Genomic DNA, 25,382 nt, shown 5'->3' with positions numbered 1-25,382 from the left:
GACATGGGTCATGGCCGACACGCTCACCCCTGGGGTACGGCGCGGGTACGCCCTCGGCAGCGTGGCCACCGGCACCTTCGGCACCGTGCCCGGACTGCTGCTCCTGCCCTACCTGACCGACTCCCTGGGGATCGCGGCCGTGGTCGCCGGGGTCATCGTGTTCGTGCCCAAGGCCTGGGACGTCGTGCTGAACCCGATCGCCGGCCGGATCAGCGACCGGTCGCCCGCGCCCGGCGGGCGGCGGCGCCCGTTCCTGCTCAAGGGCGGCCTCGCCCTGGCGGTCTGTTTCGCGCTGCTGTTCGCCGGTCCCACCGGTCCGCCGGCGCTGGCCGCCGCCTGGGTCGTCGTGTGGTTCCTCGCCTGCGCCACGGCCTATGCCTTCTTCCAGGTGCCGTACGTCGCGATGCCGGCCGAGATGACGCTGGACTACGCCGAGCGCACCCGGCTGATGACGTGGCGGGTCGCGGTCCTGGCGTTGGCGATCCTGCTCTCGGGAGCGACCGCGCCCGCCGTGGTCGACGCCTTCGGTGACGAGCAGACACCGGCGGGCTACCGGGTGATGGGCGCCTACGTCGCGCTGATCCTGGTCGTCGGTGTCGTCGGGGCCTGGCGCGGGACCCGCGACGCGCCCGAGCACCGGGTCGAGACGGCGGGTGGGACGCTGCGCGATCAGCTGCGCCTGGTCTCGGCGTCCCGCGACTTCCGGGTGCTGCTGCTGACCTTCGTGCTCCAGGCGATGGGGGTCGGCGCGATGCTGGCCGGGGTCGCGTACGTCGCCGACGACCTGCTCGACAGCGCCGCGGCGTCCACGATCCTGTTCGCCGCCTTCGTCGGGCCGGCACTGCTCGTGACGCCCCTGTGGGAACGTCACGCGGCGCGGCGGGGCAAGCGATCGGGCTACCTGATCGCCTCGACGTTCCTGGTGGTCGGCGCCCTGCTGCTCCTCGTGGCCCGCGCCGAGCTGACCGCGGTCGTGTACGTCGCGGCGGCGATCGTCGGCATCGGCTACGCCGGCGCCCAGGTCTTCCCGATGGCGATGCTGCCCGATGTCGCGGCGGAGGACGCCCTGACGTCCGGCGAGAACCGGATCGGGGTGTTCACCGGTGTCTGGACCGCGGGCGAGACCCTCGGACTGGCGATCGGCCCCGGGCTGTTCGCCCTCGTGCTGGCCATCGGCGGCTACGTCTCCTCGACCGACGGCAGCGCCGAGCAGCCCGACAGCGCGCTGACCGCGATCGCGCTGGGCTTCTCGGTCGTCCCCGCCGTGCTGATCGCGGCCAGCATGCTGTTCCTGCGGCGGTACGCACTGGACGCCGACCTGACGACCCACCCCTAGGAGGGCACGTGCCGACCGAGCACATCCTGCGCCGGCTCGAGCAGCTGCGCGAGCACGACCTGCCGACGCACGGCGGACGGACCCTGGCCTATGTCTACGACTCAGGGCTCGCCGACGCCGACGAACTCGGCAAGCAGGCCCTGGCCATGTACGCGTCGACCAACGGTCTGGACCCCACGGCGTTCCCGAGCCTGCTGGCGATGGAGACCGATCTGGTCGCCTTCGCCCGCGACCGGTTCCACGGTGCCGAGCAGGTCGTCGGCACCGTGACCTCCGGCGGCACCGAGTCGATCCTGCTGGCCGTGCAGGGAGCGCGCGACGCCCGACCCGATGTCGTCGCACCGGTCATGATCGTGCCGACCACGATCCACGCCGCGTTCGCCAAGGCCGCGCACTACTTCGGCGTCGAGCGCGTCGCGGTCGACGTGGACGCGGTGACCAAGCGTGCCGAGCCGGCCGCGATGGCCACGGCGATGGACACGTTCGGCGACCGGGTCGTGCTCGTGGCGGCGTCCGCGCCGTCGTACGCGCACGGGGTCGTCGACCCGATCGGGGCGATCGCCGCCGAGACGTCCGCGCGTGGGATCCGCTTCCACGTGGACGCGTGCATCGGCGGCTGGGTGCTGCCGTGGGCTGAGCGGCTGGGCCACGACGTCGAGCCGTGGGACTTCCGGGTCGAGGGCGTCACGAGCATCTCGGCCGACCTGCACAAGTACGCGTACACGCCGAAGGGCGTCTCGCTGCTGCTGCACGCCACGGCGGCGCTGCGGCGCTCGCAGTACTTCGCCAGCGCCGACTGGCCCGGCTACACGATGCTCAACGCCACAATGCAGTCCACGAAGTCGGGCGGGCCGCTGGCCGCGGCTTGGGCCGTCGTGAACCTGATCGGTGACGAGGGCTACCTCGATCTGGTCCGGACCGCCCTGGACGGCACGGCGGCGCTGGTCGCCGGCATCGAGGCACAGGACCACGTGCGGCTGGTGACGCGCCCCGACTCGACCCTGGTGACACTTCAGACCGATGGATCGTGCGACGTGTTCACGATCAGCGACGAGATGCTCACCCGCGGCTGGTTCGTGCAGCCCCAGATGAGCTTCCGCGACATGCCGGCCTCGCTGCATCTCACGGTCTCGGCGGCGACCGCTGACGCCGTGCCCGACTTCCTGGTCGCACTCGGCGAGTCGGTGGCGGTCGCCGTCGGGGCCGGACCGATCGTCGTGGACGAGGGCCTGCGCGCGGCGGCCTCGTCGCTGGACCCGGCCACCCTGGACGACGAGGCGTTCGACGGCCTGCTGGCCCTGGCCGGCCTCGGCTCGGGGACCGGGCAGGTCACGGCTCCGGAGCGGATGGCCCCGGTCAACGCCCTGCTGGACGTCGCTCCCCCGGCCCTGCGGGAGGCATTGCTGACCGCCTTCCTCGACCGGCTCTCCCGCCCGCCCCGGCCGGGGGCCGATACGCTCACGGAATGACCGCCGAGCAGCTCGACTCCTTCTGGTCAGTGGCGCGCCACCAGACCCGCACCAATCCGGTGCCCGGCTACCTGGGCACGTTCTCCGGGGAGGCCCTCGTCCCGCCGGCATGGGCCTTCGGCGCGACGCCCGAGCAGGCCGACGAGCTCATCGCCCTGGTGCTGGACGGCACCAAGACCGCCACGGCCGGGGCCGCCTGGGACTACGAGCACGAGGGCGAGCAGCTGCCCCGCGTGGGTGACCTCGCGATCATCCTCGACGGCGCACAGCAGCCCCGCGCACTCATCGAGGTGACGAGGGTCGACGTCGTGCCGTTCGAGGACGTCGATGCCGAGCACGCCCACCTCGAGGGTGAGGGCGACCGTTCGCTCGATCACTGGCGGACCGTGCACGAGCAGTTCTTCACCGAGCACGCGAGCCACGACCGCGGCTTCGACCCGACCATGCCGATCGTCCTGGAACGCTTCCGCGTCCTCTACCCACGCTGACTGACCCCATGCCGGACTTCCATCATCCCGCGCCCCTGACCAGCCGGCTCGTCCGCCTGGAGCCGTTGACACCCGAGCATGCCGAGGGGGTGCTCGCAGCGGCGGACTCCGACGAGGTCTTCAGGTGGCTGTCGTTCGAGCGCCCGCGAGACCTGGCCGCCGCCCGCGCGCTCGTCGACCGCTACCTGGGCGATCCCGCGCTGGTTGCGTGGGCTCAGATCGACACCGCCACGGGCCGGGTGGCCGGCCTGACGACGTTCTACGACGTCGACGCGACCCTGCGCACCGTCGCGATCGGCTTCACCTGGCTGGGCTCCGCGCACTGGCGGACCGGGCTGAACACCGAGTCCAAGCTGCTGCTGCTGACCCGAGCCTTCGACGACCTCGGCTGCGTCCGCGTCGTGTGGCACACCGACATCTTCAACCAGCGATCGCAGGCCGCGATCGCCCGTCTCGGCGCGCAGCGCGAGGGGGTCCTGCGCAAGCACCGGATCCGCCGCGACGGCACCTGGCGCGACACCGTCCAGTTCTCGATGATCGATGACGAGTGGCCGGCGGCACGCGCCGCGTTGCGGGCCCGGCTGGACCCGTGACAGAGCGTCGCACCCGATCGGAGACAATGGCCCCGATGACCGATGCCATGAGTGAACCCACCCCGGACCTGCCCGAGCTGCCCGGAGCGTGGCGTGCCCGCGTCCCCGTCTACGACGACATCGACGCGCTGGTCGAGCTGCGTCGCCTCGACGAGCTGCAGGGCACCGGCGGGGCACACGTCGACCCGGCGGGCATCGAGTCCGAGGTGGCCGGGCAGGCCTCGTGGACCCGGCGCCAGCTGGTCGCGGTCGGCGCGGACGACGTCCCGCGCGCCTGGATCACGGTGCACGACCGGGCCGCCGGACGCGCGCTGGTGTGGGGCTACTTCGACCGCGACGTCCCCGAGATCGACTCGATCGCCCACGCCTTCTACGCCTGGGCCGAGGAGGCGGCGATCGCGATGGCCCGCCTGCGCGGCGTGACCGAGACCCGCCTCGACGAGAGCCCGTTCGCCAAGGACACCCGCCAGGCCGGCTGGCTCGCGCTGGCCGGGTACGCCAAGAAGCGCACCTGGCTGCACATGGAGCGGCCGGTGACTCCCGAGGAGGCCGAGCTCGAGCCCCGCGCCGGCGTCATCGTCCGTCCGGTCGAGCGGCACGAGAACGGGCTGCCGGTGGCGGCGGACCTGCAGATCGTCCACCAGATGCTCGAGGAGTCCTTCGAGGACCACTTCAACTCCTATCGCGAGAGCTTTCCGGAGTTCGTCCAGCGCCTGCGCGAGGATCCCGGTCACAGCTGGGACCACTGGTGGCTGGCCTATGTCGAGCCGGAGGACGGCGGCCAGCCGGTGCCCGCCGGCTCCGTGGTGTGCTCGGTCCTGTCGGCGCCCGAAGGCGGTGCCGAGGGCTCGTACGTCGAGTACATCGGCGTCAACCGGGCCGCGCGGGGCCGTGGGGTGGCCAAGTCGTTGCTGGGCGCCGTGATCGCCGATGCTGCCCGGCGCGGCCGTGACCGGGTCGGGCTCGAGGTCGACGCGGACTCCCCCACCAAGGCCGACCAGCTGTACCTCGCACTGGGATTCACGACCGACTACGCCACCGACTCCTGGTTCAAGGACATCGACCTCTCGGACTGAGGCTCACTCCGCGAGGCGGCCTCGCTTGTGCTCGAAGATCAGGTTGGTCTCGGTCAGGGCCACCTCGGGCGCCGAGCTCAGGTGGTCGACGACGAAGGACCGCAGGTCATCGGGGTCGCGGGCCGCGACATGGACGTGGAAGTCGTCCGCCCCGGCCAGGAAGAACACGTTCAGCACCTCGGTCATCGCGGCCAGCCGGTCGGAGAACTCGTTGATCGCGCTGCGGGCGTCACTGCGCAGCCGCACCGCGATCATCGCCTGGATGGGGCGGCCGAACCACGCCGGGTCGACCTCGGCGTGGAAGCCGGCGATGACCCCGCGGTCGACGAGGCCACGAACCCGGGTCAGGCAGGTCGACGGCGCGATGCCCACGGCGGCGGCCAGTGCGTTGTTCGGCAGGCGGCCCTGACGACGCAGCTGGGTGACGATGCGCCCGTCGATGGTGTCGAGCTCGCGAACATCCTTCATGGTGCAGCCTCCAGCAGCGGCGAACCGGCGTATTTACGCGCTGTTCGGCCACTGTACAGAATCTTGTTCAGGCCGTTGCCGCATCCGATGCACTTCCTTCACCATGGAAAAAAGCGCCCACGGTCGAAGGAGCAGTCATGCTGGTCGGTGTCCCCCGCGAGATCAAGAACCACGAGTACCGCGTCGCGATCACCCCGGCGGGCGTGCACGAGCTGGTGCGGCACGGCCATGACGTCGTGATCGAGAAGGACGCCGGCGCCGGGTCGTCGATCACGGATGCGGAGTTCGTCGCGGCCGGCGCCAAGATCCTCGACACCGCGGACGACGTGTGGGCCGCCGCCGAGCTGGTGCTCAAGGTCAAGGAGCCCATCGAGCAGGAGTACGGGCGCCTGCGGCGCGGTCAGACCCTGTTCACCTACCTGCACCTGGCCGCGAGCCGGCCGTGCGCCGATGCCCTGCTGGCCGCCGGGACGACCTCGATCGCCTACGAGACGGTGCAGCTGGCCGACCGCTCGCTGCCCCTGCTCGCGCCGATGTCCGAGGTCGCCGGACGGCTCGCACCCCAGGTCGGCTTCCAGCACCTCATGGCCAGCAACGGCGGACGCGGTGTCCTGCCCGGCGGAGTGCCGGGTGTCTATCCCGCCGACGTCGTCGTGATCGGCGCCGGTGTCTCGGGCGTCAACGCCGCCGAGGTGGCACGTGGCATGGGCGCGCGGGTGGAGATCCTCGACCTGGACGTCGCCAAGCTGCGTGCCGTCGATGCCCGCTTCCAGGGCATGATCACCACGGTCGCGTCGAGCTCGTTCGCGGTCGAGAAGGCCGTCCGGGAGGCCGATCTGGTCATCGGCGCGGTGCTGGTGCCCGGCGCCAAGGCGCCCACCCTGGTCAGCGACGACCTGGTCGCCCAGATGCGTCCGGGATCAGTGCTCGTCGACATCGCGATCGACCAGGGCGGCTGCTTCGAGAGCTCACACGCGACGACGCACGACGACCCGACGTTCCGGGTCCACGACTCGATCTTCTACTGCGTCGCCAACATGCCCGGCGCCGTGCCGCGCACCTCGACGTACGCGCTGACCAACGTCACGATGCCCTACGCCGTCGCGATCGCCGACCGGGGCTGGAAGCAGGCCGTCACCGACGACGCTGCTCTCGCCGGAGGTCTCAGCACCCACGACGGGCACCTGGTCAACGGGGCCGTCGGTGAGGCCCTCGGCCTCGACGTCACTCCGCTCGACGCCCTCTGACCCGGGGTCAGTAGCCCTGGTCGACGGGGACGGCCTCACGCAGGGCGCGGTTCGAGACCAGGGCGATGACGACCGCCAGCCCTGCGGCCGCGACCGTCACGGCGAAGGCCGAGGTGTGGTCGTTGGCATCGGCGAGCCGCCCGGCCAGCGCCGCGCCGATCGCGTAGCCGATGCCGGTCGCGCCGGCGAGCATCGTCATCGCGGTGCTGACCTTGCGGACCGGCACCAGGATGCCGGCCAGGGCGAAGTTGCTGATCATGTAGGGCGCCACGGCGAAGCCCATCAGGGCGATGACGGTGATCAGTGCCGGCAGCGAGTCGACCAGCAGCAGCGGCGAGGTCAGGATCAGCAGGCCGACCGATGCGACGGCCATCCGGGTCGCGTACAGCACCCGCTCGGGCAGACCCGTGATCGCGAGCCCGGCGATGACGCTGCCGATGCCGAGCACCGCGTGGATCAGGCCGGCCAGCCCGGGCTGGCCCTCCGATGTCGCGAGCACCGTGGTGCCGGTCTGCACGCTGCCGAAGATCATGCCGACGCACAGCTGCGCCATCACGAGCACCACGAACACCCCGGTCCACAGCGGTTCGGTGCCGCCGGCACCGGTGACGGTCCGGCGGGCCACCAGTGCGGACGTGGGGTGGATCGCGAACCACGAACCGAAGATCGCCAGCAGGGCGGCCGCGGCCAGCAGCGCCCCGGACGGCTCGGCGATGATCGCCAGCACACCGATCGCGGCGGGGCCCAGCACGAACGACGCCTCGTCGGCGGCGCCCTCGTACGAGAAGGCGGCGTCCACGAGCCGGCGCTGATCGCCCTTGTCCTTGGTGATCGGACGCCAGCGCACCCGCGCCAAGGGCCCGACCTGCGGGATCGCGAACCCGGCGACGGCGGCCATCGCGAAGATCGTCGCCTGCGAGGCGCCCGGGTCCGTCACGGCGACGATGCCGGCCAGGCCGAGGGCACCCATGAGGGACTGCACGAGCACCACGGGACGCTGTCCGATGCGGTCCGTGAGCGCTCCGAAGATCGGCGCCCCGATCGCGTTGGAGACAGCCAGGATGCCGGCCGCGGCGCCGCCGACGCCGTAGCGGTCCGTGGTCTCGCTCACCAGGACGAGGACTCCCAGCTGGCTCATGGCAAGCGGAATCCGCCCGAGGAAGGCTACGAGGATGTAGGCGGGCCCGACGATCCGCAGGAGCGCGCGGTAGGAAGCGATGGCTGACACAGCTGCCCCACCCTACCGGCAGCCACTCGGGCAGCAGGAGGCCGGATACGCTCAGGCGATGCCACCCACCCGCGCCCGGACCGCGACCTTCGGTCTGTTCGCCCTCAACGGCTTCCTGCTCGGCATGTGGGTCGTGAACATCCCCACGATCAAGGATCGAACGGGTGTCGACCAGGCCGACCTGGGCCTCTTCCTGCTGGTGCTGGGCGCGATGGCGTGGATCGGGATGCAGCTGGCCGGACCGGCCATCGACCGGCTCGGCAGCCGTCCCGTCGTGACCACTGCCGCGGTCGCCCTCGCGCTGTCCCTGCCCGGCCCGGCGCTTGCGACCAGCGGCACCCAGCTCGTCCTCGCCCTGGCTGTCGTCGGCTTCTTCAACGGCATCGTCGACGTGGCGCAGAACGCGCAGGCCGTCGTGGTCGAGCGGGCCTACGGCCGTCCGATCATGTCGGCGTTCCACGCCTTCTTCTCCCTCGGCGGCCTGATCGCCTCGATCCTGGGCGGGTCCTTGATCGCGCTGGACGTCGATCTGCGGGTCACGCTGGGCGTGGCCGCCGCCGTCGGAGTCGTCGCAGCCCTGTCGCTGCGGTCCTCGCTGGTCGCCGCACCGGCGCCCGAGCCCGACGCGGCTCCACGCACCCGCGCCCCGTGGACGTCCCGCGTGCTGCTGCTCGGCCTGCTGGCCTTCGCGCTGCTGCTGGGCGAGGGCGTTGCCTACGACTGGAGCACCGTCCACCTGCGCGACTCGCTCGGCTCCAGCGAGACCATCGCGGCCTTCGCGTACGGCGCGTTCTCGATCACGATGACGGCGGTGCGCCTGGTGGCCGACCGCGTCGTCGCGGCGTGGGGCCCGGCTGTCTACGTCAGCCGAGCGGCGCTCGTCGGCGCCGTAGGGCTGCTGGGGGCCGCACTCGCTCCCAATGCCGCGCTGGCGATCGCCGCCTGGGCGGTGTTCGGCATCGGGCTGGCCGGCTGCGTGCCGCAGTTCTTCTCCGCGGCCGGCAATGTCGACGCCTCGGCGTCCGGCACGTACCTGGCGCGCGTGACCAGCATGGGCTACCTCGGCCTGCTCGCGGGCCCGTCGCTCATCGGGCTGCTGACGAACTGGGTCTCGTTGACGACCGCGTTCGCGCTGCCGATCGTAGGATGTCTGGCCGCGGGCCTGCTGGCTCCGCGCGCCCTCGCACCGCAGGAGACGAGCCGCACATGAACCGACCGCTGAGCGAGCTCATGGCCCCCGACTGGGCCGAGGCGCTGTCGCCGGTCGCCGACCGGATCGCCGAGATGGGCGGTTTCCTGCGTGACGAGATCGCCGCGGGCCGCGGCTACCTGCCCGACGGCGATGCCGTGCTGCGGGCCTTCGCCGAGCCGATGGCCGACGTCAAGGTGCTCATCACCGGCCAGGACCCCTACCCGACGCCGGGGCACCCGGTGGGCCTGTCGTTCTCCGTGGCACCCGACGTCCGCCCGCTGCCGCGCAGCCTGGTCAACATCTTCACCGAGCTGCAGGCCGACCTGGACGTCCCGCCGGCGTCCTCGGGCGACCTCACCCCGTGGTCACGCCAGGGCGTCCTGCTGCTCAACCGGGTGCTCACGGTGACGCCGGGCGTCTCGGCCAGCCATCGCGGCAAGGGCTGGGAGGCCGTGACCGAGCAGGCGATCCGGGCACTCGTGGCCCGCGACCGGCCGCTCGTCGCGATCCTGTGGGGACGTGACGCGCAGAGCCTGCGGCCCCTGCTCGGCAACGTCCCCGCGATCGAGTCCGCCCACCCCAGCCCGCTGTCGGCGTCGCGCGGCTTCTTCGGCTCGCGGCCGTTCAGCCGTGCCAACGAGCTGCTCTCCGCCCAGGGAGCCGAGCCGGTCGACTGGCGGCTGGAGTCCTGACCGGCTGGCGAGCCCGATGGCCACTAGGCTGGGCCGGTGGCTGAGGAGCAGAGAATCAGAGACCGCGGTGTCGTGATCGACGACGCCTTCGCCGGGCTGCAGCGGTGGGGGCTCCGGATCATCGTCATCGCGGTGGCCGGCTATGTCATCGGCTGGGGCATCGGGCACATCTGGATGGTGATCTTCCCCGTCTCGATGGCGCTGATCGTCTCGACGGTGCTCGGTCCGCCGGTCGGCTGGCTGCGCAGCAAGGGCTGGCCATCGGCGCTGGCGGCGGCGCTCGTCGTCATCAGCTTCATCGGCGTGCTGGTCGGCGTCATCGCGATCCTGACCCCCCAGGTGGCCGGCCAGGCCGGCGAGATCGCCTCGGGCGCGTCGGGCGGCCTGCAGAAGGTGCGCGACTGGGTCGCCGGCGAGCCGCTGAACCTGTCGGACGGGCAGATCACCCGTGCCTTCGAGGCCGTGCAGGAGAAGCTGCAGTCCAGTGCCACCGCCATCAGCGCGGGTGTGTTCTCGACGATCACCACGGCCACGTCGATCATCGTCAACCTCGTGCTGATCCTGATGCTGACGTTCTTCTTCGTCAAGGACGGCCACAAGTTCCTGCCCTGGGTCACGGCCATCGGCGGCCAGCGCGCCGGCGCGCACCTGACCGAGATGCTCGCCCGGGTGTGGTCGACGCTCGGCGGATTCATCCGCACGCAGAGCCTCGTCGCGCTGATCGATGCCGTCATCATCGGCGCCGGACTGGCGATCCTCGGGTCACCGCTGGCCGTCCCGCTGGCGGTCATCACCTTCTTCGGCGGGTACATCCCGATCGTCGGCGCCTTCATCAGTGGCGCCCTGGCCGTCCTGGTGACCCTGGTGACCAATGACTGGAAGGACGCCCTGATCGCCCTGGTCATCGTGGTCCTGGTCCAGCAGCTCGAGGGCAATGTCCTGTCGCCGGTGCTGCAGGGCAAGAACATGAACCTGCACCCCGCCGTCGTGCTGATGAGCGTCACCGCCGGTGGGTCGATGTTCGGCATCACCGGCGCCTTCCTGGCCGTCCCGGTCGCCGCGAGTGTCGCGGAGATCCTGCGCTACGCCAATGAGCGCATCGACGAGTCGGTGTCGGTGCTGGCGCCCAAGACCGACGCCAGGTCTGCGGAGATCCTCGCCGCCGACCGAGAAGAAGAGGACTAGCCGGCGTACTCGATGTTGACGGGATCTCGCCAGATCTCGACGACCAGCGGCTTACGTGGTCTGGGTGGTCGGGTCGACCAGCACAGGACCCCGTGGCCCTTCATCTGGTGGTGTCTTCGGCACAGCGGGCCGAGGTTGTCGGCTCGAGTGGGGCCGACCGGCCAGGGTTCTCGATGATCGATGTCGCAGCGTTCGGCCGGGACCATGCAACCGGGTGACTGGCAGACACCGTCACGAAAGCGCAGCGCGACATCCAAGGTGTCCGGACTGAATCTCCCGAGGTACTCATGGCTGAGGATGTCGTCGGTCACCGGGTCGGTCACGATCCGGTGCCAGAAGGCGCTCCCGGCGCTGACGACTGCGGTGACCCAGGCGGCCGGGACGGCCCACCGTCCGTCGGTGGACTCAGCAAATCCGGCAATCGACCCGGCAAGCACGTCGGCGGGAATCGTCACAGCGATGTTCGCGTCGACGGCACTGCTGGCTGCCTCTGATCCGTTGCACCACGCGACGAGCAGGTCGGCTTCACGCTGGGTCGCGGTGCGGTCGTCATCGTGGGCGACGGTGCGGCGGGCTTCCTTGCGCAAGCGCGCTTCGATCGCCGCCAGCTCGTGGGACGGCAGATAGGCGTACAGCGTCCCCATCGAGTCCGCGCCGTGGCGTATCGACACGTGCCGGTTGCGGCGCTCGTCGTCGGCGCGCTCAACAGCCAGACCGGCCTCGACCCGCTGGACGAATCGCCGCAACCAGGCCCGCAGCTCCGCGCCGGTGTGGTCGACCGCGTAGCCGACCACCAGCCGGTCCAGGCGGGCGATGGACTCCTCCCGCTTGAGCTGGTCAATCGTGGCGGCGATGTCACGCACGCGTCCGAAGTCGATCACCCCGTCGCCGAAGGCATCCCACACCGACGGCGCCTTCTCGCGCACCGACGAGGCGGCCGCCAAGCGGCCTTGCACCTGGCCCTCGCTGAGCCCGGTGGCTTCACCGATGGACAGGCAGATCGCCGACCGCTCGATCTGGCGGCGCATCGCTGGCTCCACCGAAGCAGTCCGGGCCATTTCCCGATCGCGGTAGTCCAGCATCGCGCCGACCTCGAATGCCTCGGCGCGCGCCCGCCACCGCACGACGTCGGTCAGGACGTCGAGATCGCGTTCCGTGGTGGTGGCCATATCTCCAATCTAGACGTGACCACCGACACTGTTTTTGCCTGCGATCCCAGCCTGTGCACGGCGCCGTCGACCGCACTGGGCTGCAGCTCCACGATGGCACCCGCTCGACGGGGCTTCGCGAGATCAGCCGCCTCTAGCGCCTCGTGCGAGGATCGAGGACAGAGCCGGAGGAGATGACTCGCATGGCAGGACGCCTGGTACGACGCACCCGCGTCACCCGATTCGCACCCGACGAGCGCACCGTCCAGCGCGAGGACGCGCTGGCCGTCGAGGAGCCGCTGGAGGTGCGGGTGGGCGGCAGCTCGTTCTCGGTCACGATGCGCTCCCCCGGCGACGACTTCGACCTCGTGGCCGGCTTCCTGGTCTCCGAGGGTGTCATCTGGTCGGCCGACCAGCTGTCCTCGATGCGCTTCTGCGCCGGCACCGACGAGCAGGGCCTGCAGACGTTCAACGTCATCGACGCCGAGCTGAGCCCCGGCACGCCGCCGCCGGACACCGGGCTCGAGCGGCACGTGTACACCTCCAGCTCGTGCGGGATCTGCGGCACGGCGTCGATCGACGCGGTGCACAAGGCCACCCACTTCGGCCAGCTGGACGACGAGACGACCTGGAGCGCCGAGCTGCTCGGCTCACTGCCGGACCGGCTGCGCGACCACCAGAAGGTCTTCGACCGCACCGGCGGCGTGCACGCGGCCGGGCTGTTCACCGCTGCCGGCGAGCTGCTGTGCCTGCGTGAGGACGTCGGCCGCCACAACGCCGTCGACAAGGTCGTCGGGTGGGCTCTGCGCGAGGGACGGCTACCCCTGCGCGGCACCTGCCTGCAGGTGTCGGGACGCGCGTCGTTCGAGCTCGTGCAGAAGGCACACATGGCCGGCATCCCCGTGCTGGCCGCGGTGTCGGCCCCGTCCTCCCTCGCGGTCGAGCACGCGGCATCGGCCGGGATGACGCTGCTGGGCTTCAGCCGGGGCGGCGCCTTCAACGTCTATGCGGGGGCCGATCGGATCACCGCCGGCTGAGCGCCTGACCGCCCCGCGTCCAGGGATGTCGCGGGGCGGTCAGGACGGCCGGGTCGCGACCGTAACTGCAGGTTACTGAATTGGGCCGGTTCGCGCAGCCGGGCGCACCGTGGGAGACAATCAACGCGTGAAGATCACGGTGCTGTCGGGCGGAGTCGGTGGCTCCCGGTTCATCCAGGGCCTGTTGCGGACGAAGGGCCCCGGCGACGAGGTGACCGTCATCGCCAACACCGCCGATGACATCGACCTGTTCGGGCTGCGGATCAGCCCCGACCTGGACACCGTCATGTACACCCTGGGCGGCGGCATCGACCGCGAGCGGGGGTGGGGCCGCACCGACGAGAGCTGGAACGCCAAGGACGAGCTGGCGACGTACGGCATCGAGCAGGCGTGGTTCGGGCTCGGCGACCGGGACCTCGCGACCCACCTGGTCCGCACGATGCGCCTGCGCGAGGGGCGCACCCTCAGCGAGGTCACGGCCGAGCTGTGCGAGCGCTGGCAGCCCGGCGTCCATCTGCTCCCGATGACCGACGACAGCGTCCAGACTCACATCGGCATCGACCGCGACGGTGCCCGCGAGCTCATCCACTTCCAGGAGTACTGGATCCGGCTGCGCGCCCAGGTCCCGGTGCAGGAGGTCGTCATCCGCGGCATCGACGACGCCTCGCCCGCACCGGGTGTCGTCGACGCGATCACCGGCGCCGACGTCGTCGTCCTGCCGCCGTCGAACCCGATCGTCTCGATCGGGCCGATCGCCGCCGTGTCCGGCATCCGCGCCGCGCTCGGGGCGACGAGTGCGCCGGTCGTCGGCGTCTCCCCCATCATCGGCGGCGGCGCCGTGCGGGGCATGGCCGATCAGCTGCTGACCGGTCTGGGCATCCACATCAGCGCCACCGGGGTCGCGGCCCACCACGGCGCCCGGTCGTCCGGCGGCCTGCTCGACGGCTGGTTGATCGACGCCACCGACGAGCAGCAGACCGAGCGCATCGAGTCCCTCGGGATCACGGCGCGCGCCGTCCCGCTGTGGATGAGCGATGACGACACGACCGACCAGCTGGCGCGGGACACCATGGACCTCGCCCTGACCCTGCAGGACGCCCGATGACCCTGATCTTCGAACCCCTCGACGGCATCGGCGAGGTCGCCCCCGGCGACGACGTGGCCGCCTTGATCGCCCAGCACGCGACCCTGCAACCGGGTGACGTCGTCGTCGTGACCAGCAAGATCGTCAGCAAGGCCGCCGGTCTGGCCACGACGCGCACCAAGGACGAGCTGCTGGCCGACGAGACCGACCGTGTGGTGGCCAGGCGCGGTCCCACCAGCATCGTGCGGACGCACCACGGGCTGACGATGGCCGCCGCCGGCATCGACAACAGCAACACCGCCCCGGGCACCCTCATCCCGTTGCCGCCCGATCCGGACGCCTCCGCCGCGGCCCTGCGCAGCCGGTTGCGCGAGCTGACCGGCGTCGGTGTCGCTGTCGTCATCAGCGACACCGCGGGCAGGGCCTGGCGGGTGGGCCAGACCGACATCGCGATCGGCTGCGCGGGTCTGCTGCCCGTCGACTCCTACGAGGGCCGCACCGATCCCTACGGCAACCCGCTCGCCGTGACCGCCCCCGCGATCGCCGACCAGCTCGCCGGCGGCGCCGAACTGGCATCCGGCAAGTTCGGTGCCCGGCCCGTGGTGATCGTGCGCGGAGCCGATCCGGCGTGGCTGACCGAGGGCGACGGTCCGGGGGCGCGCTCGCTCATCCGCGACGAGGAGACCGACATGTTCGGCCTCGGTGCCCGCGAGGCCGCCGTCGCCGCGATCATCGGCGACGAGCCGGTGCCCGGCCTGCCGGCCGATCCGGGGATGAGCCTGCAGGGCATCGTGGACCTGGCCATGTCGGGCCTGAGCTTCCCCCGCCGGCAGGTCGCCGTGGACGACGGCACGATCGTCGTGTCGGTCGGCGAGGACGACCACATCGGCGCAGGGGTGCTGGCCCAGCGGCTGGTCTCAATCGGCATCGCGCACGGCACGACGGTCGGCGTCCGGATCACCGCGCTGCAGGACGACTGATCCGATTGCCGCCCCCGCGAACGGGGTAGGTGCGAAGGGTCCCCCACGGGATCGGACCCACGGGGAGACAGCATGCGACTGGCCACGATCAACATCGCCTCGGGTCGCGACACCGACGGCGTGACCCGGCTGCCGGTGCTGGGCCGGGCGCTGGCCGAGCTGGGGGCCGATGTCATCGCGATGCAGGAGGTCGACCACCTCCTGCCGCGCTCGGGGACGGCCGACCAGACGGCGGCCCTGCAGGCGGCGGTCCAAGGGGACGGCCCGGCCTGGGAGATGCGCTTCGCCGCGGCGCTGCACGGCACCCCCGGCCCGGGCGACGGCTCGCGCCCGGCGCACGCCTCGCTGCCCGCGGTGCCGTCGTACGGCGTGGCGCTGCTGAGCCGCCACCCGGTTGTCCGGACCCATGAGCTGCGGCTCGCGCCGGCTCGCGGACGCCGCCCCATTCCTCTGCCGCCGGGCAGCGGGGCGCCGGTGTGGTTCATCCGCGACGAGCAGCGGGTCGCCCTGGCCGCCGAGCTGAGCCTCCCGTCGGGGACGTTGACGGTCGTCACGACGCACCTGTCCTTCGCGCCGGGCCGAGCCGCCGTGCAGCTGCGGCAGCTCCGCACGTGGGCGACCGACCTGCCGCGACCGCTGGTCCTCATGGGGGACCTCAACCTGCCGGGCGCGGTGCCGCGCCTACTGACCGGGTGGACGTCGCTCGGGCGGGTGCCGACGTTTCCCGCCGCACGTCCCCGCGTGCAGCTCGACCACGCCCTGGCCGACGGGCCGACGGGTGCCGTCGCCCCGGCACGAGCCGTTCCGGTCGGCGGCAGCGATCACCGTGGGCTGATTTTCGACATGCAGGAACGCTGAGCGCGACTTACCGTCGATTCTCAGGGCAAGTTCCGCCCCCCGTGCGCTCCTGTGGCGCACCTCGTCAGACCAGAGGATCCGCCGTGCCGATGGCAGAGACACGATGACCGCGCTGCCGGACCAGGGATACCGCCCGGTCTCCCGCGCCGACGCAGACGGCTCCCTCGCGATGGTCGAGGACCGGCTCGAGGACTTCGTGGCGCAGCGCTGCCAGGTGCTGCTGGACGTCAGTCCCGACCTGGCGCCCGTGACCGAGATGGTGCGTCACCTGGCCCATGGCGGCAAACGGCTCCGCGCGTCCTTCTGCCTGTGGGGCTGGCGTGGCGGCGGCGGCGACGGGCAGGACGCGGCGATCGACGGCGCGGCGGCGCTCGAGCTGTTCCACCTGGCGGCCCTGGTGCACGACGACGTGATGGACCACAGCGCCACCCGGCGGGGCTCGTCCACCGCGCACGAGGCATTCGCGGCCCGGCACCGCGACGAGATCCTGGACGGCGACGCAGCCGACTTCGGCACCGGGGCAGCCCTGCTGATCGGTGATCTGTGCCTGACCTGGTCCGACGAGCTGCTGTCGCACGCCGTGGTCGACCCGTCCAGGCGCACCGCCGTGCGCGGGGTCTACGACCTCATGCGCTCCCAGGTCATGGCCGGGCAGTACCTCGACATGCTCGAGCAGGCCAGGCCCGGCACCCGCCCCCACGAGTCCCGTCTCGTCCTGCGGTACAAGAGCGCGAAGTACACCGTCGAGCACCCGCTGCTGCTCGGCGGAGCCTTGTCAGGAGCCTCCGCGGACGTGCTGGACGCCTACCGTCGCTTCGGTGTCCCCGTCGGTGAGGCCTTCCAGCTGCGTGATGACGTGCTGGGAGTCTTCGGCGACCCCGCGCGCACCGGCAAGCCCGTCGGCGACGACCTGCGCGAGGGCAAGAAGACCCTCCTGGTGCTCGCAGCGCTGGAGCGGGCCGATGTCGTGCAGCGCCGCCTCCTCCAGCGTCACCTCGGCGACCCGGGTCTGACCGATCGTGCCGTCGCCGAGCTGCAGGATGTCCTGGTCGACACCGGCGCCCTGGCCGACGTGGAACGCCAGATCACGCAGCTGACCGAGCAGGGCGTCGAGGCCATCGGGGCCGGAGCCGTGCCCAAGAGCGTCGCGACGGGCCTCGCCGAGCTGGCGCTGAGCATCGCCGGCCGGACCGCCTGATGCGCACCGTCACCGGTCCCACCGATCACGTCGTCGTCGTCGGCGCGGGCCTCGCCGGCCTGTCCGCGGCGCTGCGCCTGGCGGGTGCGGGTCGCCAGGTCACGGTCGTCGAGCGCGAGCCAGAGCCCGGCGGACGTGCCGGGGTCGTACGCACACAGGGCTACACCTTCGACACGGGCCCGACCGTCCTGACGATGCCCGAGCTGATCGCCGACGCGCTCGACTGCGTCGGCGAGCGCCTGGAGGACTGGCTGACCCTGACCCCCGTCGACCCGCTGTACCGCGCGACGTACGCCGACGGGACGCAGCTGGACGTGCATGCCGACCCCCAGCGCATGCAGCAGGAGATCCGGGAGGTCTGCGGCCCGGCCGACGCCGAGGGTTTCGCCCGGTTCACCGACTTCGTGTCGAAGGTGTACCGCTACGAGATGCGCGACTTCATCGACACCAACATGGACTCGCCGTTGTCGGTCGCGACGCCCAACCTGGCCCGGCTCGCCGCGATCGGCGGCTTCCGCACAATGGCCCCCAAGGTCGCCCAGTACCTCAAGGACCCGCGGCTGCAGAAGGTCTACAGCTTCCAGGCCATGTACGCCGGCCTGTCGCCGTACGACGCGCTCGCGATCTACAGCGTCATCAGCTACATGGACTCCGTCGCCGGGGTCTACTTCGCCAAGGGCGGCATGCACGCCGTCCCGCAGGCCCTCGCCGGCGCGGCCGAGAAGCACGGCGTCACGTTCCGGTACGGCACGACCGCCGAGCGCGTCGAGCTGGACGGCCGCCGTGCCGTCGCGGTGCACACGACCGACGGCGAGCGCATCGCCTGCGACGCCGTCGTGCTCAACCCGGACCTGCCGGTCGCCTGGCGGGATCTGCTCGGCCGCACACCGCGCCGGGTGAAGCGGCTGACCTACTCCCCGTCCTGCTATCTCCTGCTGGCCGGCTCGACGGCCTCCTACGACCCCGGCGCCCTGCACAACATCTCGTTCGGGCACTCGTGGAAGAACGTGTTCACCGAGCTGATCGACGAGCGCCGGGTGATGTCCGATCCCTCGCTGCTGGTCACCGTCCCGACCCACATGGACCGGTCCCTGGCCCCCGACGGCCGGCACAGCTACTACGTCCTGTTCCCGACCCCGAACCTCGACGCCGACATCGACTGGCGGACATTCGCACCGCGCTACCGCGAGCACGTCATCGAGACGCTCGAGAGCCGCGGCTACCCCGGTTTCGGCGATGCGATCGAGGTCGAGCACGTCACGACGCCCCTGGACTGGCAGGCCCAGGGCATGGAGCGCGGCGCCCCGTTCGCCGCTGCGCACACCTTCGGCCAGACGGGCCCGTTCCGGCCCCGCAACATCTGGGGCGACAACATCGTGTTCGCCGGCTCCGGGACGACGCCGGGTGTCGGCGTGCCCATGGTGCTGGTCTCCGGACGGCTCGCCGCCGAGCGCATCACCGGCCGCGACCGGTCCTACCGGTCCAGGACGTGGCCGTGAGCGCCCGCGAGCTGGATGCCGCCGGCATCCACGACCCCGCGCTGCGCCGCTCGTATGCGATGTGCCGCCGGCTCAATGCCGAGCACGGCAAGTCGTACTACCTGGCGACGCTGCTGCTGCCGGCGCACAAGCGCCCCCACGTGCACGCCCTCTACGGCTTCGCCCGGTACGCCGACGACTTCGTGGACTCGCTGACCGCTCCCGACCCGGACCGGCTCGTCATCTGGGGCGACGACTTCCTCGCAGCGATGGCCGCAGGGGGGTCCGACGACCACGTCGCGGCCGCGGCGTCCCACACGATGCGGCAGTTCGACATCCCGCTGTCGTACGCCGAGGCGTTCCTGCAGTCCATGCGTCAAGACATCACGGTGTCGTCGTACGAGACCTACGACGACCTGCGCGAGTACATGTACGGCTCCGCCGCGGTCATCGGCCTGCAGATGGTGCCCGTGCTCGGGTCGGTCGACGACCGCGCACCGCAGCACGCCCGGCTGCTCGGGGAGGCCTTCCAGCTGACCAACTTCATCCGCGACGTCGCCGAGGACCTGCAGCGCGGGCGGGTCTACCTGCCGCTGGAGGATCTCGACCGCTTCGGCGTCACCCCGGACGATCTGGCGCCCGGACCGGTCAGCCAACGGGTCCGTGACCTGGTGCGCTTCGAGGTGCTCCGGGCCCGCGAGCTGTACGCCCGGGCGGCACCCGGCATCGGGATGCTGCACCGGACGAGCCGCGACTGCGTACGGACCGCGTTCGAGCTCTACGGCGGCATCCTGGACGAGGTCGAGCGCGCCGGGTACGACGTCCTCAACCAGCGGGTGGCGGTGTCCCGTCCTCGTCGTCTGCTGATCGCGGCACCCCGGCTGCTCGCGGCGGCCCGGGCTCGGCGAACGGCCCCGCCTGCAGGCCACGGCGGCCCCACCACGTCCACCAGCACATCGACCACGTGACCAGCGCGAAGCCGAACCAGAAGTCCTCGACCGGTGCGTGACCGATCCGCCAGCCCAGGATCGCGTCGGGGTCGTACCGGAACACCCCGCGCGACGTCAGCCACTCGTTGGTCAGCAGCTGGAAGAACAGCACGATCGCGTACGACACCCAGTACACGCGCCGGGTCAGCAGCCGCGTCCGCAGCACCCACAGGTCCAGCACGACCGTCGCCACGATCGCCAGCAGCGACACCTCCGTGTGGGTCATCGACGCTCCCCCGGCTCGTCACCGACGGTCCAGCCGCGCACCGACCGGACCGCCTCGAGCGTCATGATCGAGGCGATCGGGACCACGACGAAGAACATCAGCTCCTCGACCGGCAGCCCGATGACCTCGACTCCCCACGTCTGGGACAGGTCGAACGACCACTGGCCCGCCCGGGTCGCCAGCACGTCCCACAGGATGAACGGCGGGGCGACGCACAGCAGGACGGCACCCAGGCGGCGGGCTCGTGCGTAGACCCGCGTCCGCAGGAAGATCTCCAGCGGCAGGGTCGCCACCAGGACGAACAGGAGCATCGCGGCGTACACCCACGACCTCATGCGCCACTCCTCGTCCCGACCGGCCCGGGTCCCAGTCTGGCCGCGGCGGGCGGACACCGCGAGTCGAGCCGACGAGGTGCAGGAGGCGCCACGCTGGGTCACGATGGACGCGTGGCGACGGGAGATCGGAACGCGCGCGCGTCCTGGTCCGGCGTCGTCGCGAGGACGCGCGAGGCCCTCGGGACGGCGATGCGGGCGATCGGGCGCCGCGACGTCAACGTGGCCGCCGCCCAGCTGACCTACTTCGGCGGCATCGCGATCGTCCCCTGGCTGCTGCTCGCCTGCTGGTCGACGACCTGGTTCGGCGGCGCCTCCGCGAGCGAGACGTGGCTGCTCGACCTGCAGGTGCTCGTGCCGCCGGACATGGGAGCGCGGGAACCGTTCCGGCAGCTCGTGCAGGCAGGCGTGGGCCTCGGCTGGGTCGGCGCACTGGCCGCGCTGATCCCGGCGACGTTCTACGGCGAGGGCATCCGCCGAGGATGCCTCTCGCTGCTGCCCGCTAGCGATCGCTTCACGGGATGGCGGGCCCGCGCGGCGATCCTGCCGCTGCTGGTCATCGCACCACCGCTCGCGATCGCATCGGTGCACCTGTCGTCGACGCTGGTCGACCTCGCGGCCCGCGACGGGGTGTGGCCGCACCTGGCCCGCATCGTCATCTCGTTCACGATCACCTGGCTCGCGCTGGCCCTGCCGTTGGCCTGGACCTACCGCCAGGTCGCGCCGGGGTACCTGCCGTGGACGTCCGCCGCGCTGGGTGGCCTGGCGACGGCCTCGTTCCTGGCCGGGTTCCTGCAGGGCTTCTTGCTGTTCCTGTCCATCCCGGTCGACGTGGGGGTGCCGTTCGGCGGCCTGGACGTCGTGGGCGGCACGGTGGCGGCGGCGTTCTGGCTCTTCCTGCTGCACCTGGTGCTGCTGGTCGGCTGGGTCGTCACGGTCGAGGTCGACGAGCGGCTGCGCAGGCCCGACGCGGAGCCGGCATGAGCAGCGCCGCGCCCGTCGTCGTGCTGCACGTGTGGGGCACCCGGTCCGTCCCGTCGGCTCTGTGGCGGATGGCGCGCGACCGCTTCGGCCTGCGCCGGACCCCGGGGCTGCGGTTCGCCAAGCTGCTGGGCACCGGGTCCGGCGAGACGTTCACGCCTCGCGATGCCGATCCGGGCCACTGGGCGGCGTTGACGGTGTGGGACGACGCTGCCTCGGCCACCTCGTTCGAGTCCGGACGACTCGTCGGCGCCTGGGACGAGATCGCCCACGAACGGCTGCGCGTCTCGATGTCGGCCCTGTCGTCGCGGGGCAGGTGGGCCGGGGCCGATCCGTTCGGCACCGCGCAGCCCGGGCACCACGACGGCCCGGTCGTCGCGATCACCCGGGCCCGCATCCGGACCGCCCGTGCCCTGCAGTTCTGGCGCGCCGTGCCTGCTGTGTCGACCGATCTGCAGGGATCGCCGGGGCTGCGGATGTCGCTGGGCATCGGGGAGGCACCCATCGGGCTGCAGGGCACGTTCAGCCTGTGGGACTCCTCCGACTCCCTCGTCGACTTCGCGTACCGGCGGCCCGCGCACCTGGACGTCGTGCGGCGGACCGCCACGGTCGGCTGGTACGCCGAGGAGCTGTTCGCCCGGTTCGCGGTGCTCGACCTGCACGGGACGTACCGGGGAGTGTCGCCATGAGCGCCGCGGCGTCCACGCGTCATGTGCCGCACCACCGGTCCGGCGGCGTCCTGGCAGCTTGGGCCGCGGGGGCCACGGGGATCGTCGCGCAGATGATCTTCCCGTTCACCGACGGGGGCACGCCGACGCTCACGATCCTGAGCGTCATGCTGCTGGCCACCGCCTCGCTCGTCCACGTCACGGTGACCCGCGGCCCGGTCGCTCTGCTCGCGCTGGTCGTCGTCGCCGGCGGCGGAGGCCTGGTCGCCGAGGCCGTCGGCGTGCACACAGGCGTCCCGTTCGGGTCGTACGCCTATGCCGGCACGCTGGGCCCGCAGGTGATCGGCGTGCCCGCAGTCGTGCCGCTGGCGTGGCTGATGATGGCGTACCCGGCCCTGCTCGTGGCGCGCCGGCTGATCGGTCGGCACCGGGCCGCGGTCCCCGTCGTCGCGGCGTGGGCCTTGACGTCGTGGGACGTGTTCCTGGACCCGCAGATGGTCGACGCCGGGCACTGGCGGTGGGCCCATCCGACTCCGTCGCTGCCGGGCGTCGACGACATCCCGTTGACCAACTTCGCCGGCTGGCTGGTCGTCTCGCTGGTCATGTGCGTGCTGCTCGACCGGCTGGTGGGCCCACCGCGCCGCGGCCCGGGTGATGCGCTGCCCTTCACGGTGTTCCTGTGGGTCTACGCCTCCTCGGTGCTGGCCCACCTGGCCTTCTTCGGCCGCCCACCCGTCGCGCTGGTGGGCGCGATCGTGATGGGGGTCGTCGCGATCCCGCTGGCTGTCGACCTGTGGCGTCACCGGCGGCAGCGATGAGCGGCCCGGACGTCCTGGCGCGCGCCGGGGCGGCACTGTCGCTCGCCTCGCTGGGGCTGGTCGCGCACAACCTGCGCGTCATCCGCACCCCCGACCTCGACGCCCCCGCACCCACCGAGCACATCGCGGTGCTGCTGCCGGTGCGTGACGAGGCGTCGCAGGTCCGCACCTGCGTCGAGGCCGTCCTCCGGGCCGCGGACTCCTGCGCCGGACCGGTCGACGTGCTCGTGCTCGACGATGGCTCGACCGACGGCACGGCCGAGATCCTCGCCGACCTGGCCGCGTCCGACGAGCGCCTCACGGTGCTGACCGGGGCGCCCCTGCCACCGGGCTGGCTCGGCAAGCCGTGGGCGTGCCACCAGCTCGCCGCGGCGGCGGCACCCGACACCCGCGTCCTCGTGCTGGTGGACGCCGACGTCACGCTCCGTCCCGCAGCCCTGTCCGCGACGGTCGACCTGTTGCGCTCGTCCGGCCTGGACCTGGTGTGCCCCTATCCGCGCCAGCTCGCGACGACCTGGTCCGAACGGCTCGTCCAGCCCTTGTTGCAGTGGTCGTGGATGAGCACCCTGCCGCTGCGCCCGGCCGAGCGCTCCGGCCGGCCGTCGATGTCCGCCGCGAACGGGCAGCTGCTGTGCGTCGACGCCGCTGCGTACCGCCTGGCCGGGGGTCACGCGGCTGTCCGGGACGAGGTGCTGGAGGACATCGCGCTGCTGCGAGCGGTCAAGCGATCGGGCGGACGCGGTGTCGTGGCGGACGGGACCGCGGTCGCGACCTGCCGGATGTACGACGGCTGGCCGGCGCTGCGCGACGGATACGGCAAGTCGCTGTGGTCGGCCTTCGGGTCGCCGGGCGCGGCGGCCGGGGTGCTTGCCCTGCTGATGCTGGTCCATGTCGGCCCACCGGTCGCCGCGTTGCGCGGGTCGCGGGCCGGGCTGGTCGGCTACGCCGCGAGCGTCGCCGCACGGGCGCTCGTGGCGCGGCGGACCGGTGGCCGGGTCACCGACGCCTGGGCGCACCCGGCGTCGGTCCTGCTCCTGGAGGCACTGGTGGTCGACTCGTTCCGCCGCCGACGCCGGGGCACCCTGCAGTGGAAGGGGCGGGCGGTCGCGCCCGGGCGCGCATGAGCCGCGTCATCGTCATCGGCGCCGGGCTCGGCGGGCTGTCCGCGGCCGCGCGGCTGTCCGCGCTCGGGCACACCGTCACGGTGCTCGAGCAGTCCGACGACATCGGCGGCAAGCTGGGCGTCCTGCGCCGCGGCGGCTTCACCTTCGACACCGGCCCGTCGCTGCTGACGATGCCGCACGTCCTGGCCGACCTCTTCGCGGCGACCGGCGACCCCGTGGAGACCGTGCTCGACCTGCAGCGGCTCCCCGTGGCGTGCCGGTACCGGTTCCCCGACGGCACGATCCTGGACCTGCCCGACGAGTTCGCGGCGATACCGGCGGCGCTGGACGCCGCCCTGGGCACCGGTCGCGGGGACCAGTGGGAACGCTTCATGGCCCGGGCGGCCCGCATCTGGGGCATCACCCGGGAGCCGGTGCTGGAGTCACCCGTCACGATCGCGGACATGCTGCGGATGTCGCGGCGGCTGTCGGACGTCCGGGACGTCGCCCCGTGGCAGAGCCTGCGCCGCCTGGGCGCGTCGTACCTGGACGATCCGAGGCTGCGGCAGCTCCTCGACCGCTACGCCACCTACACCGGGTCGGACCCGCGGCGGGCACCCGCAGCACTGGCCGCGGTGCCGTACGCCGAGCAGGCCTATGGCTCGTGGCACGTGGCCGGCGGGCTGCACCGGGTCGCCGAGGCAGTGCGCGACCGCGCCACCGAGCGGGGGGCAGAGCTGCGGCTGTCGACGCCGGCGACCCAGATCGTGACGGCGGGTGGACGGGCCAGCGGCGTGCGCCTCGCCGATGGCACCCACCTCCCGGCCGATGTCGTCGTGGCCGGGGTCGACGCCGCCCAGCTGTACGGCCACCTGGTTCCGCCGAGCGCATGGACCCGGCGCACCACCGCGCGTCTGGTGCGTCGCCGCTCGCTGTCCGGATTCGTCCTGATGCTGGCGCTGACCGACGTGCCGCACGAACCCCGGCCGCACCGCGTGCTGTTCACCGATGACTACGACGCCGAGTTCGACGCCGTGCTCGGCCCGCGCGCCCAGCGTCGTCCCGTCACGGGGCCGACGGTCTACGTGTCGTCCCCCGACGATCCGGCGATGAGCCCGGACGGACGCTCGCAGGGCTGGTTCGTCCTGGTCAACGCGCCCGCCCACGACCCCGCCGGCGGCATGGACTGGGACGCCCCGGGTTTGGCCGAGACGTACGCCGATCACGTCCTGTCGACCATGGCGGCACGCGGGCTGGACGTGCGCCAGGACATCGCCTGGCGGGAGATCCGCACACCGGCCGACCTGGAGCGGGCCACCCTCAGCGGCGGTGGGGCGATCTACGGATCGTCCTCGAACGGCGCCCGCTCGGCCTTCCTGCGACCCAGCAACCGCTCCCCCGTGCCGGGACTGTTCCTGGTCGGCGGCTCGTCACACCCCGGCGGCGGGCTGCCGCTGGTGATGATGTCGGCGGGCATCGTCAGCGGCCTGGTCGGACCGGCCTGAGCC

At 72.0% G+C, this 25,382-nt stretch carries 25 protein-coding genes and 1 pseudogene; 21 read left to right on the top strand and 5 right to left on the bottom strand.

The features are described 5' to 3' along the window. The first annotated feature begins 10 nt into the window (after positions 1 to 10). From NQV15_RS02735 to NQV15_RS02715, 5 genes are read left to right on the top strand one after another with little or no spacing between them, the layout of a single operon-like run. Entirely contained in the window at positions 11 to 1,336 is a 1,326-nt protein-coding gene (locus tag NQV15_RS02735) for an MFS transporter (RefSeq protein WP_232398072.1), read from the top strand. Positions 1,337 to 1,344: 8 nt separating this feature from the next. Next, on the top strand, positions 1,345 to 2,805 hold the full coding sequence (locus NQV15_RS02730; protein WP_232398071.1) for a pyridoxal phosphate-dependent decarboxylase family protein: 1,461 nt from the start codon (positions 1,345 to 1,347) through the stop codon (positions 2,803 to 2,805). Beyond that, entirely contained in the window at positions 2,802 to 3,293 is a 492-nt protein-coding gene (locus NQV15_RS02725; RefSeq protein ID WP_232398070.1) for an ASCH domain-containing protein, read from the top strand. The genes NQV15_RS02730 and NQV15_RS02725 overlap by 4 nt, the downstream gene beginning before the upstream one ends. 8 nt (positions 3,294 to 3,301) lie before the next feature. After that, positions 3,302 to 3,886: a GNAT family N-acetyltransferase gene (locus tag NQV15_RS02720; protein ID WP_232398069.1), complete on the top strand. Its 585-nt coding sequence runs from the start codon at positions 3,302 to 3,304 to the stop codon at positions 3,884 to 3,886. A 47-nt stretch (positions 3,887 to 3,933) separates the two neighbouring features. Beyond that, entirely contained in the window at positions 3,934 to 4,962 is a 1,029-nt protein-coding gene (locus NQV15_RS02715; RefSeq protein ID WP_232398068.1) for a GNAT family N-acetyltransferase, read from the top strand. A gap of 3 nt (positions 4,963 to 4,965) precedes the next feature. On the opposite strand, the gene NQV15_RS02710 is transcribed toward NQV15_RS02715, so the two are convergent. After that, positions 4,966 to 5,430, bottom strand: a complete 465-nt coding sequence (locus tag NQV15_RS02710) for an Lrp/AsnC family transcriptional regulator (protein WP_232398067.1) — start codon at positions 5,428 to 5,430, stop codon at positions 4,966 to 4,968. A gap of 137 nt (positions 5,431 to 5,567) precedes the next feature. On the opposite strand from NQV15_RS02710, the gene ald reads away from it, so the two are divergent. After that, positions 5,568 to 6,677 carry an alanine dehydrogenase gene (gene ald / locus NQV15_RS02705; RefSeq protein WP_232398066.1) on the top strand — a complete coding sequence of 370 codons (1,110 nt, stop codon included), beginning with the start codon at positions 5,568 to 5,570 and terminating at the stop codon, positions 6,675 to 6,677. Between the two features lie 7 nt (positions 6,678 to 6,684). On the opposite strand, the gene NQV15_RS02700 is transcribed toward ald, so the two are convergent. Beyond that, the gene (locus NQV15_RS02700; protein ID WP_232398065.1) at positions 6,685 to 7,905 is read right to left on the bottom strand and encodes an MFS transporter; all 1,221 of its coding nucleotides are present in this window, start codon (positions 7,903 to 7,905) and stop codon (positions 6,685 to 6,687) included. A gap of 58 nt (positions 7,906 to 7,963) precedes the next feature. Here NQV15_RS02700 and NQV15_RS02695 point away from each other — a divergent pair, with 58 nt between their 5' ends. The 3 genes from NQV15_RS02695 (at position 7,964) to NQV15_RS02685 (ending at position 10,974) form a co-directional block, all read left to right on the top strand. Next, positions 7,964 to 9,115 carry an MFS transporter gene (locus NQV15_RS02695; RefSeq protein WP_232398064.1) on the top strand — a complete coding sequence of 384 codons (1,152 nt, stop codon included), beginning with the start codon at positions 7,964 to 7,966 and terminating at the stop codon, positions 9,113 to 9,115. After that, positions 9,112 to 9,789 (top strand): uracil-DNA glycosylase, encoded by a 678-nt coding sequence (locus NQV15_RS02690; protein ID WP_232398063.1) that lies wholly within the window; start codon positions 9,112 to 9,114, stop codon positions 9,787 to 9,789. Before NQV15_RS02695 ends, NQV15_RS02690 begins: the two co-directional genes overlap by 4 nt. A 72-nt stretch (positions 9,790 to 9,861) precedes the next feature. Then, entirely contained in the window at positions 9,862 to 10,974 is a 1,113-nt protein-coding gene (locus NQV15_RS02685) for an AI-2E family transporter (RefSeq protein ID WP_257125085.1), read from the top strand. Here the strand turns inward: NQV15_RS02685 and NQV15_RS02680 are convergent. Next, positions 10,971 to 12,143, bottom strand: a complete 1,173-nt coding sequence (locus tag NQV15_RS02680; protein WP_232398061.1) for an HNH endonuclease signature motif containing protein — start codon at positions 12,141 to 12,143, stop codon at positions 10,971 to 10,973. The two genes, NQV15_RS02685 and NQV15_RS02680, sit on opposite strands and share 4 nt — an antisense overlap. Positions 12,144 to 12,325: 182 nt before the next feature. Between NQV15_RS02680 and fdhD the strand changes: the two genes are divergently transcribed. The 7 genes and pseudogenes from fdhD to NQV15_RS02645 form a co-directional block, all read left to right on the top strand. Continuing rightward, complete coding sequence (gene fdhD / locus NQV15_RS02675) at positions 12,326 to 13,159, top strand: formate dehydrogenase accessory sulfurtransferase FdhD (RefSeq protein WP_232398060.1); 834 nt, start codon at positions 12,326 to 12,328, stop codon at positions 13,157 to 13,159. Between the two features lie 127 nt (positions 13,160 to 13,286). After that, entirely contained in the window at positions 13,287 to 14,264 is a 978-nt protein-coding gene (gene cofD, locus NQV15_RS02670; RefSeq protein ID WP_232398059.1) for a 2-phospho-L-lactate transferase, read from the top strand. Further along, the gene (gene cofE, locus NQV15_RS02665; RefSeq protein WP_232398058.1) at positions 14,261 to 15,223 is read left to right on the top strand and encodes a coenzyme F420-0:L-glutamate ligase; all 963 of its coding nucleotides are present in this window, start codon (positions 14,261 to 14,263) and stop codon (positions 15,221 to 15,223) included. The genes cofD and cofE overlap by 4 nt, the downstream gene beginning before the upstream one ends. Positions 15,224 to 15,295: 72 nt before the next feature. After that, entirely contained in the window at positions 15,296 to 16,081 is a 786-nt protein-coding gene (locus NQV15_RS02660) for an endonuclease/exonuclease/phosphatase family protein (RefSeq protein WP_232398057.1), read from the top strand. Positions 16,082 to 16,184: 103 nt separating this feature from the next. Continuing rightward, complete coding sequence (locus NQV15_RS02655) at positions 16,185 to 17,279, top strand: polyprenyl synthetase family protein (protein ID WP_232398056.1); 1,095 nt, start codon at positions 16,185 to 16,187, stop codon at positions 17,277 to 17,279. Beyond that, a complete protein-coding gene (gene crtI / locus NQV15_RS02650) occupies positions 17,279 to 18,778 on the top strand; it encodes a phytoene desaturase family protein (RefSeq protein WP_232398055.1) in 1,500 nt (499 codons plus the stop codon). Before NQV15_RS02655 ends, crtI begins: the two co-directional genes overlap by 1 nt. Positions 18,779 to 18,837: 59 nt before the next feature. Continuing rightward, positions 18,838 to 19,554 (top strand): annotated as a pseudogene (locus NQV15_RS02645) (phytoene/squalene synthase family protein); the annotation flags it as partial. A 28-nt stretch (positions 19,555 to 19,582) separates the two neighbouring features. On the opposite strand, the gene NQV15_RS02640 reads toward NQV15_RS02645, so the two are convergent. Together NQV15_RS02640 and NQV15_RS02635 are read right to left on the bottom strand one after the other, a co-directional pair. Then, positions 19,583 to 19,972, bottom strand: coding sequence for a lycopene cyclase domain-containing protein (locus NQV15_RS02640; protein WP_232398054.1), 390 nt, complete (start codon positions 19,970 to 19,972; stop codon positions 19,583 to 19,585). Further along, positions 19,969 to 20,307, bottom strand: coding sequence for a lycopene cyclase domain-containing protein (locus NQV15_RS02635; RefSeq protein ID WP_232398053.1), 339 nt, complete (start codon positions 20,305 to 20,307; stop codon positions 19,969 to 19,971). The genes NQV15_RS02640 and NQV15_RS02635 overlap by 4 nt, the downstream gene beginning before the upstream one ends. Positions 20,308 to 20,418: 111 nt before the next feature. Between NQV15_RS02635 and NQV15_RS02630 the strand changes: the two genes are divergently transcribed. Genes NQV15_RS02630 through NQV15_RS02610 form a run of 5 tightly spaced genes read left to right on the top strand, consistent with a single transcriptional unit; the run spans position 20,419 to position 25,379 of the window. Beyond that, positions 20,419 to 21,288 carry a YhjD/YihY/BrkB family envelope integrity protein gene (locus NQV15_RS02630; protein WP_232398052.1) on the top strand — a complete coding sequence of 290 codons (870 nt, stop codon included), beginning with the start codon at positions 20,419 to 20,421 and terminating at the stop codon, positions 21,286 to 21,288. Then, positions 21,285 to 21,974, top strand: coding sequence for a hypothetical protein (locus tag NQV15_RS02625; RefSeq protein ID WP_232398051.1), 690 nt, complete (start codon positions 21,285 to 21,287; stop codon positions 21,972 to 21,974). Before NQV15_RS02630 ends, NQV15_RS02625 begins: the two co-directional genes overlap by 4 nt. Next, positions 21,971 to 22,771: a carotenoid biosynthesis protein gene (locus NQV15_RS02620; RefSeq protein ID WP_232398050.1), complete on the top strand. Its 801-nt coding sequence runs from the start codon at positions 21,971 to 21,973 to the stop codon at positions 22,769 to 22,771. Before NQV15_RS02625 ends, NQV15_RS02620 begins: the two co-directional genes overlap by 4 nt. Further along, positions 22,768 to 23,895: a glycosyltransferase gene (locus NQV15_RS02615; RefSeq protein WP_232398049.1), complete on the top strand. Its 1,128-nt coding sequence runs from the start codon at positions 22,768 to 22,770 to the stop codon at positions 23,893 to 23,895. The genes NQV15_RS02620 and NQV15_RS02615 overlap by 4 nt, the downstream gene beginning before the upstream one ends. Then, positions 23,892 to 25,379: a phytoene desaturase family protein gene (locus NQV15_RS02610; protein ID WP_232398048.1), complete on the top strand. Its 1,488-nt coding sequence runs from the start codon at positions 23,892 to 23,894 to the stop codon at positions 25,377 to 25,379. Before NQV15_RS02615 ends, NQV15_RS02610 begins: the two co-directional genes overlap by 4 nt. Positions 25,380 to 25,382 lie beyond the last annotated feature (3 nt).

It is taken from the genome of Aeromicrobium wangtongii (genome assembly GCF_024584515.1).
In the GTDB taxonomy this organism is placed as follows: domain Bacteria; phylum Actinomycetota; class Actinomycetes; order Propionibacteriales; family Nocardioidaceae; genus Aeromicrobium; species Aeromicrobium wangtongii.
This window is presented reverse-complemented; position numbering and strand designations above follow the sequence as displayed.

Bases quoted from the DNA above. Each gene is read 5' to 3' on its own strand.
- NQV15_RS02735 (WP_232398072.1), top strand. From the start codon at position 11: ATGGCCGACACGCTCACCCCTGGGGTACGGCGCGGGTACGCCCTCGGC.
- NQV15_RS02725 (WP_232398070.1), top strand. From the start codon at position 2,802: ATGACCGCCGAGCAGCTCGACTCCTTCTGGTCAGTGGCGCGCCACCAG.
- NQV15_RS02720 (WP_232398069.1), top strand. From the start codon at position 3,302: ATGCCGGACTTCCATCATCCCGCGCCCCTGACCAGCCGGCTCGTCCGC.
- NQV15_RS02715 (WP_232398068.1), top strand. From the start codon at position 3,934: ATGAGTGAACCCACCCCGGACCTGCCCGAGCTGCCCGGAGCGTGGCGT.
- NQV15_RS02710 (WP_232398067.1), bottom strand. From the start codon at position 5,430: ATGAAGGATGTTCGCGAGCTCGACACCATCGACGGGCGCATCGTCACC.
- ald (WP_232398066.1), top strand. From the start codon at position 5,568: ATGCTGGTCGGTGTCCCCCGCGAGATCAAGAACCACGAGTACCGCGTC.
- NQV15_RS02695 (WP_232398064.1), top strand. From the start codon at position 7,964: ATGCCACCCACCCGCGCCCGGACCGCGACCTTCGGTCTGTTCGCCCTC.
- NQV15_RS02690 (WP_232398063.1), top strand. From the start codon at position 9,112: ATGAACCGACCGCTGAGCGAGCTCATGGCCCCCGACTGGGCCGAGGCG.
- NQV15_RS02680 (WP_232398061.1), bottom strand. From the start codon at position 12,143: ATGGCCACCACCACGGAACGCGATCTCGACGTCCTGACCGACGTCGTG.
- fdhD (WP_232398060.1), top strand. From the start codon at position 12,326: ATGGCAGGACGCCTGGTACGACGCACCCGCGTCACCCGATTCGCACCC.
- cofE (WP_232398058.1), top strand. From the start codon at position 14,261: ATGACCCTGATCTTCGAACCCCTCGACGGCATCGGCGAGGTCGCCCCC.
- NQV15_RS02660 (WP_232398057.1), top strand. From the start codon at position 15,296: ATGCGACTGGCCACGATCAACATCGCCTCGGGTCGCGACACCGACGGC.
- NQV15_RS02655 (WP_232398056.1), top strand. From the start codon at position 16,185: ATGACCGCGCTGCCGGACCAGGGATACCGCCCGGTCTCCCGCGCCGAC.
- crtI (WP_232398055.1), top strand. From the start codon at position 17,279: ATGCGCACCGTCACCGGTCCCACCGATCACGTCGTCGTCGTCGGCGCG.
- NQV15_RS02640 (WP_232398054.1), bottom strand. From the start codon at position 19,972: ATGACCCACACGGAGGTGTCGCTGCTGGCGATCGTGGCGACGGTCGTG.
- NQV15_RS02635 (WP_232398053.1), bottom strand. From the start codon at position 20,307: ATGAGGTCGTGGGTGTACGCCGCGATGCTCCTGTTCGTCCTGGTGGCG.
- NQV15_RS02625 (WP_232398051.1), top strand. From the start codon at position 21,285: ATGAGCAGCGCCGCGCCCGTCGTCGTGCTGCACGTGTGGGGCACCCGG.
- NQV15_RS02620 (WP_232398050.1), top strand. From the start codon at position 21,971: ATGAGCGCCGCGGCGTCCACGCGTCATGTGCCGCACCACCGGTCCGGC.
- NQV15_RS02615 (WP_232398049.1), top strand. From the start codon at position 22,768: ATGAGCGGCCCGGACGTCCTGGCGCGCGCCGGGGCGGCACTGTCGCTC.
- NQV15_RS02610 (WP_232398048.1), top strand. From the start codon at position 23,892: ATGAGCCGCGTCATCGTCATCGGCGCCGGGCTCGGCGGGCTGTCCGCG.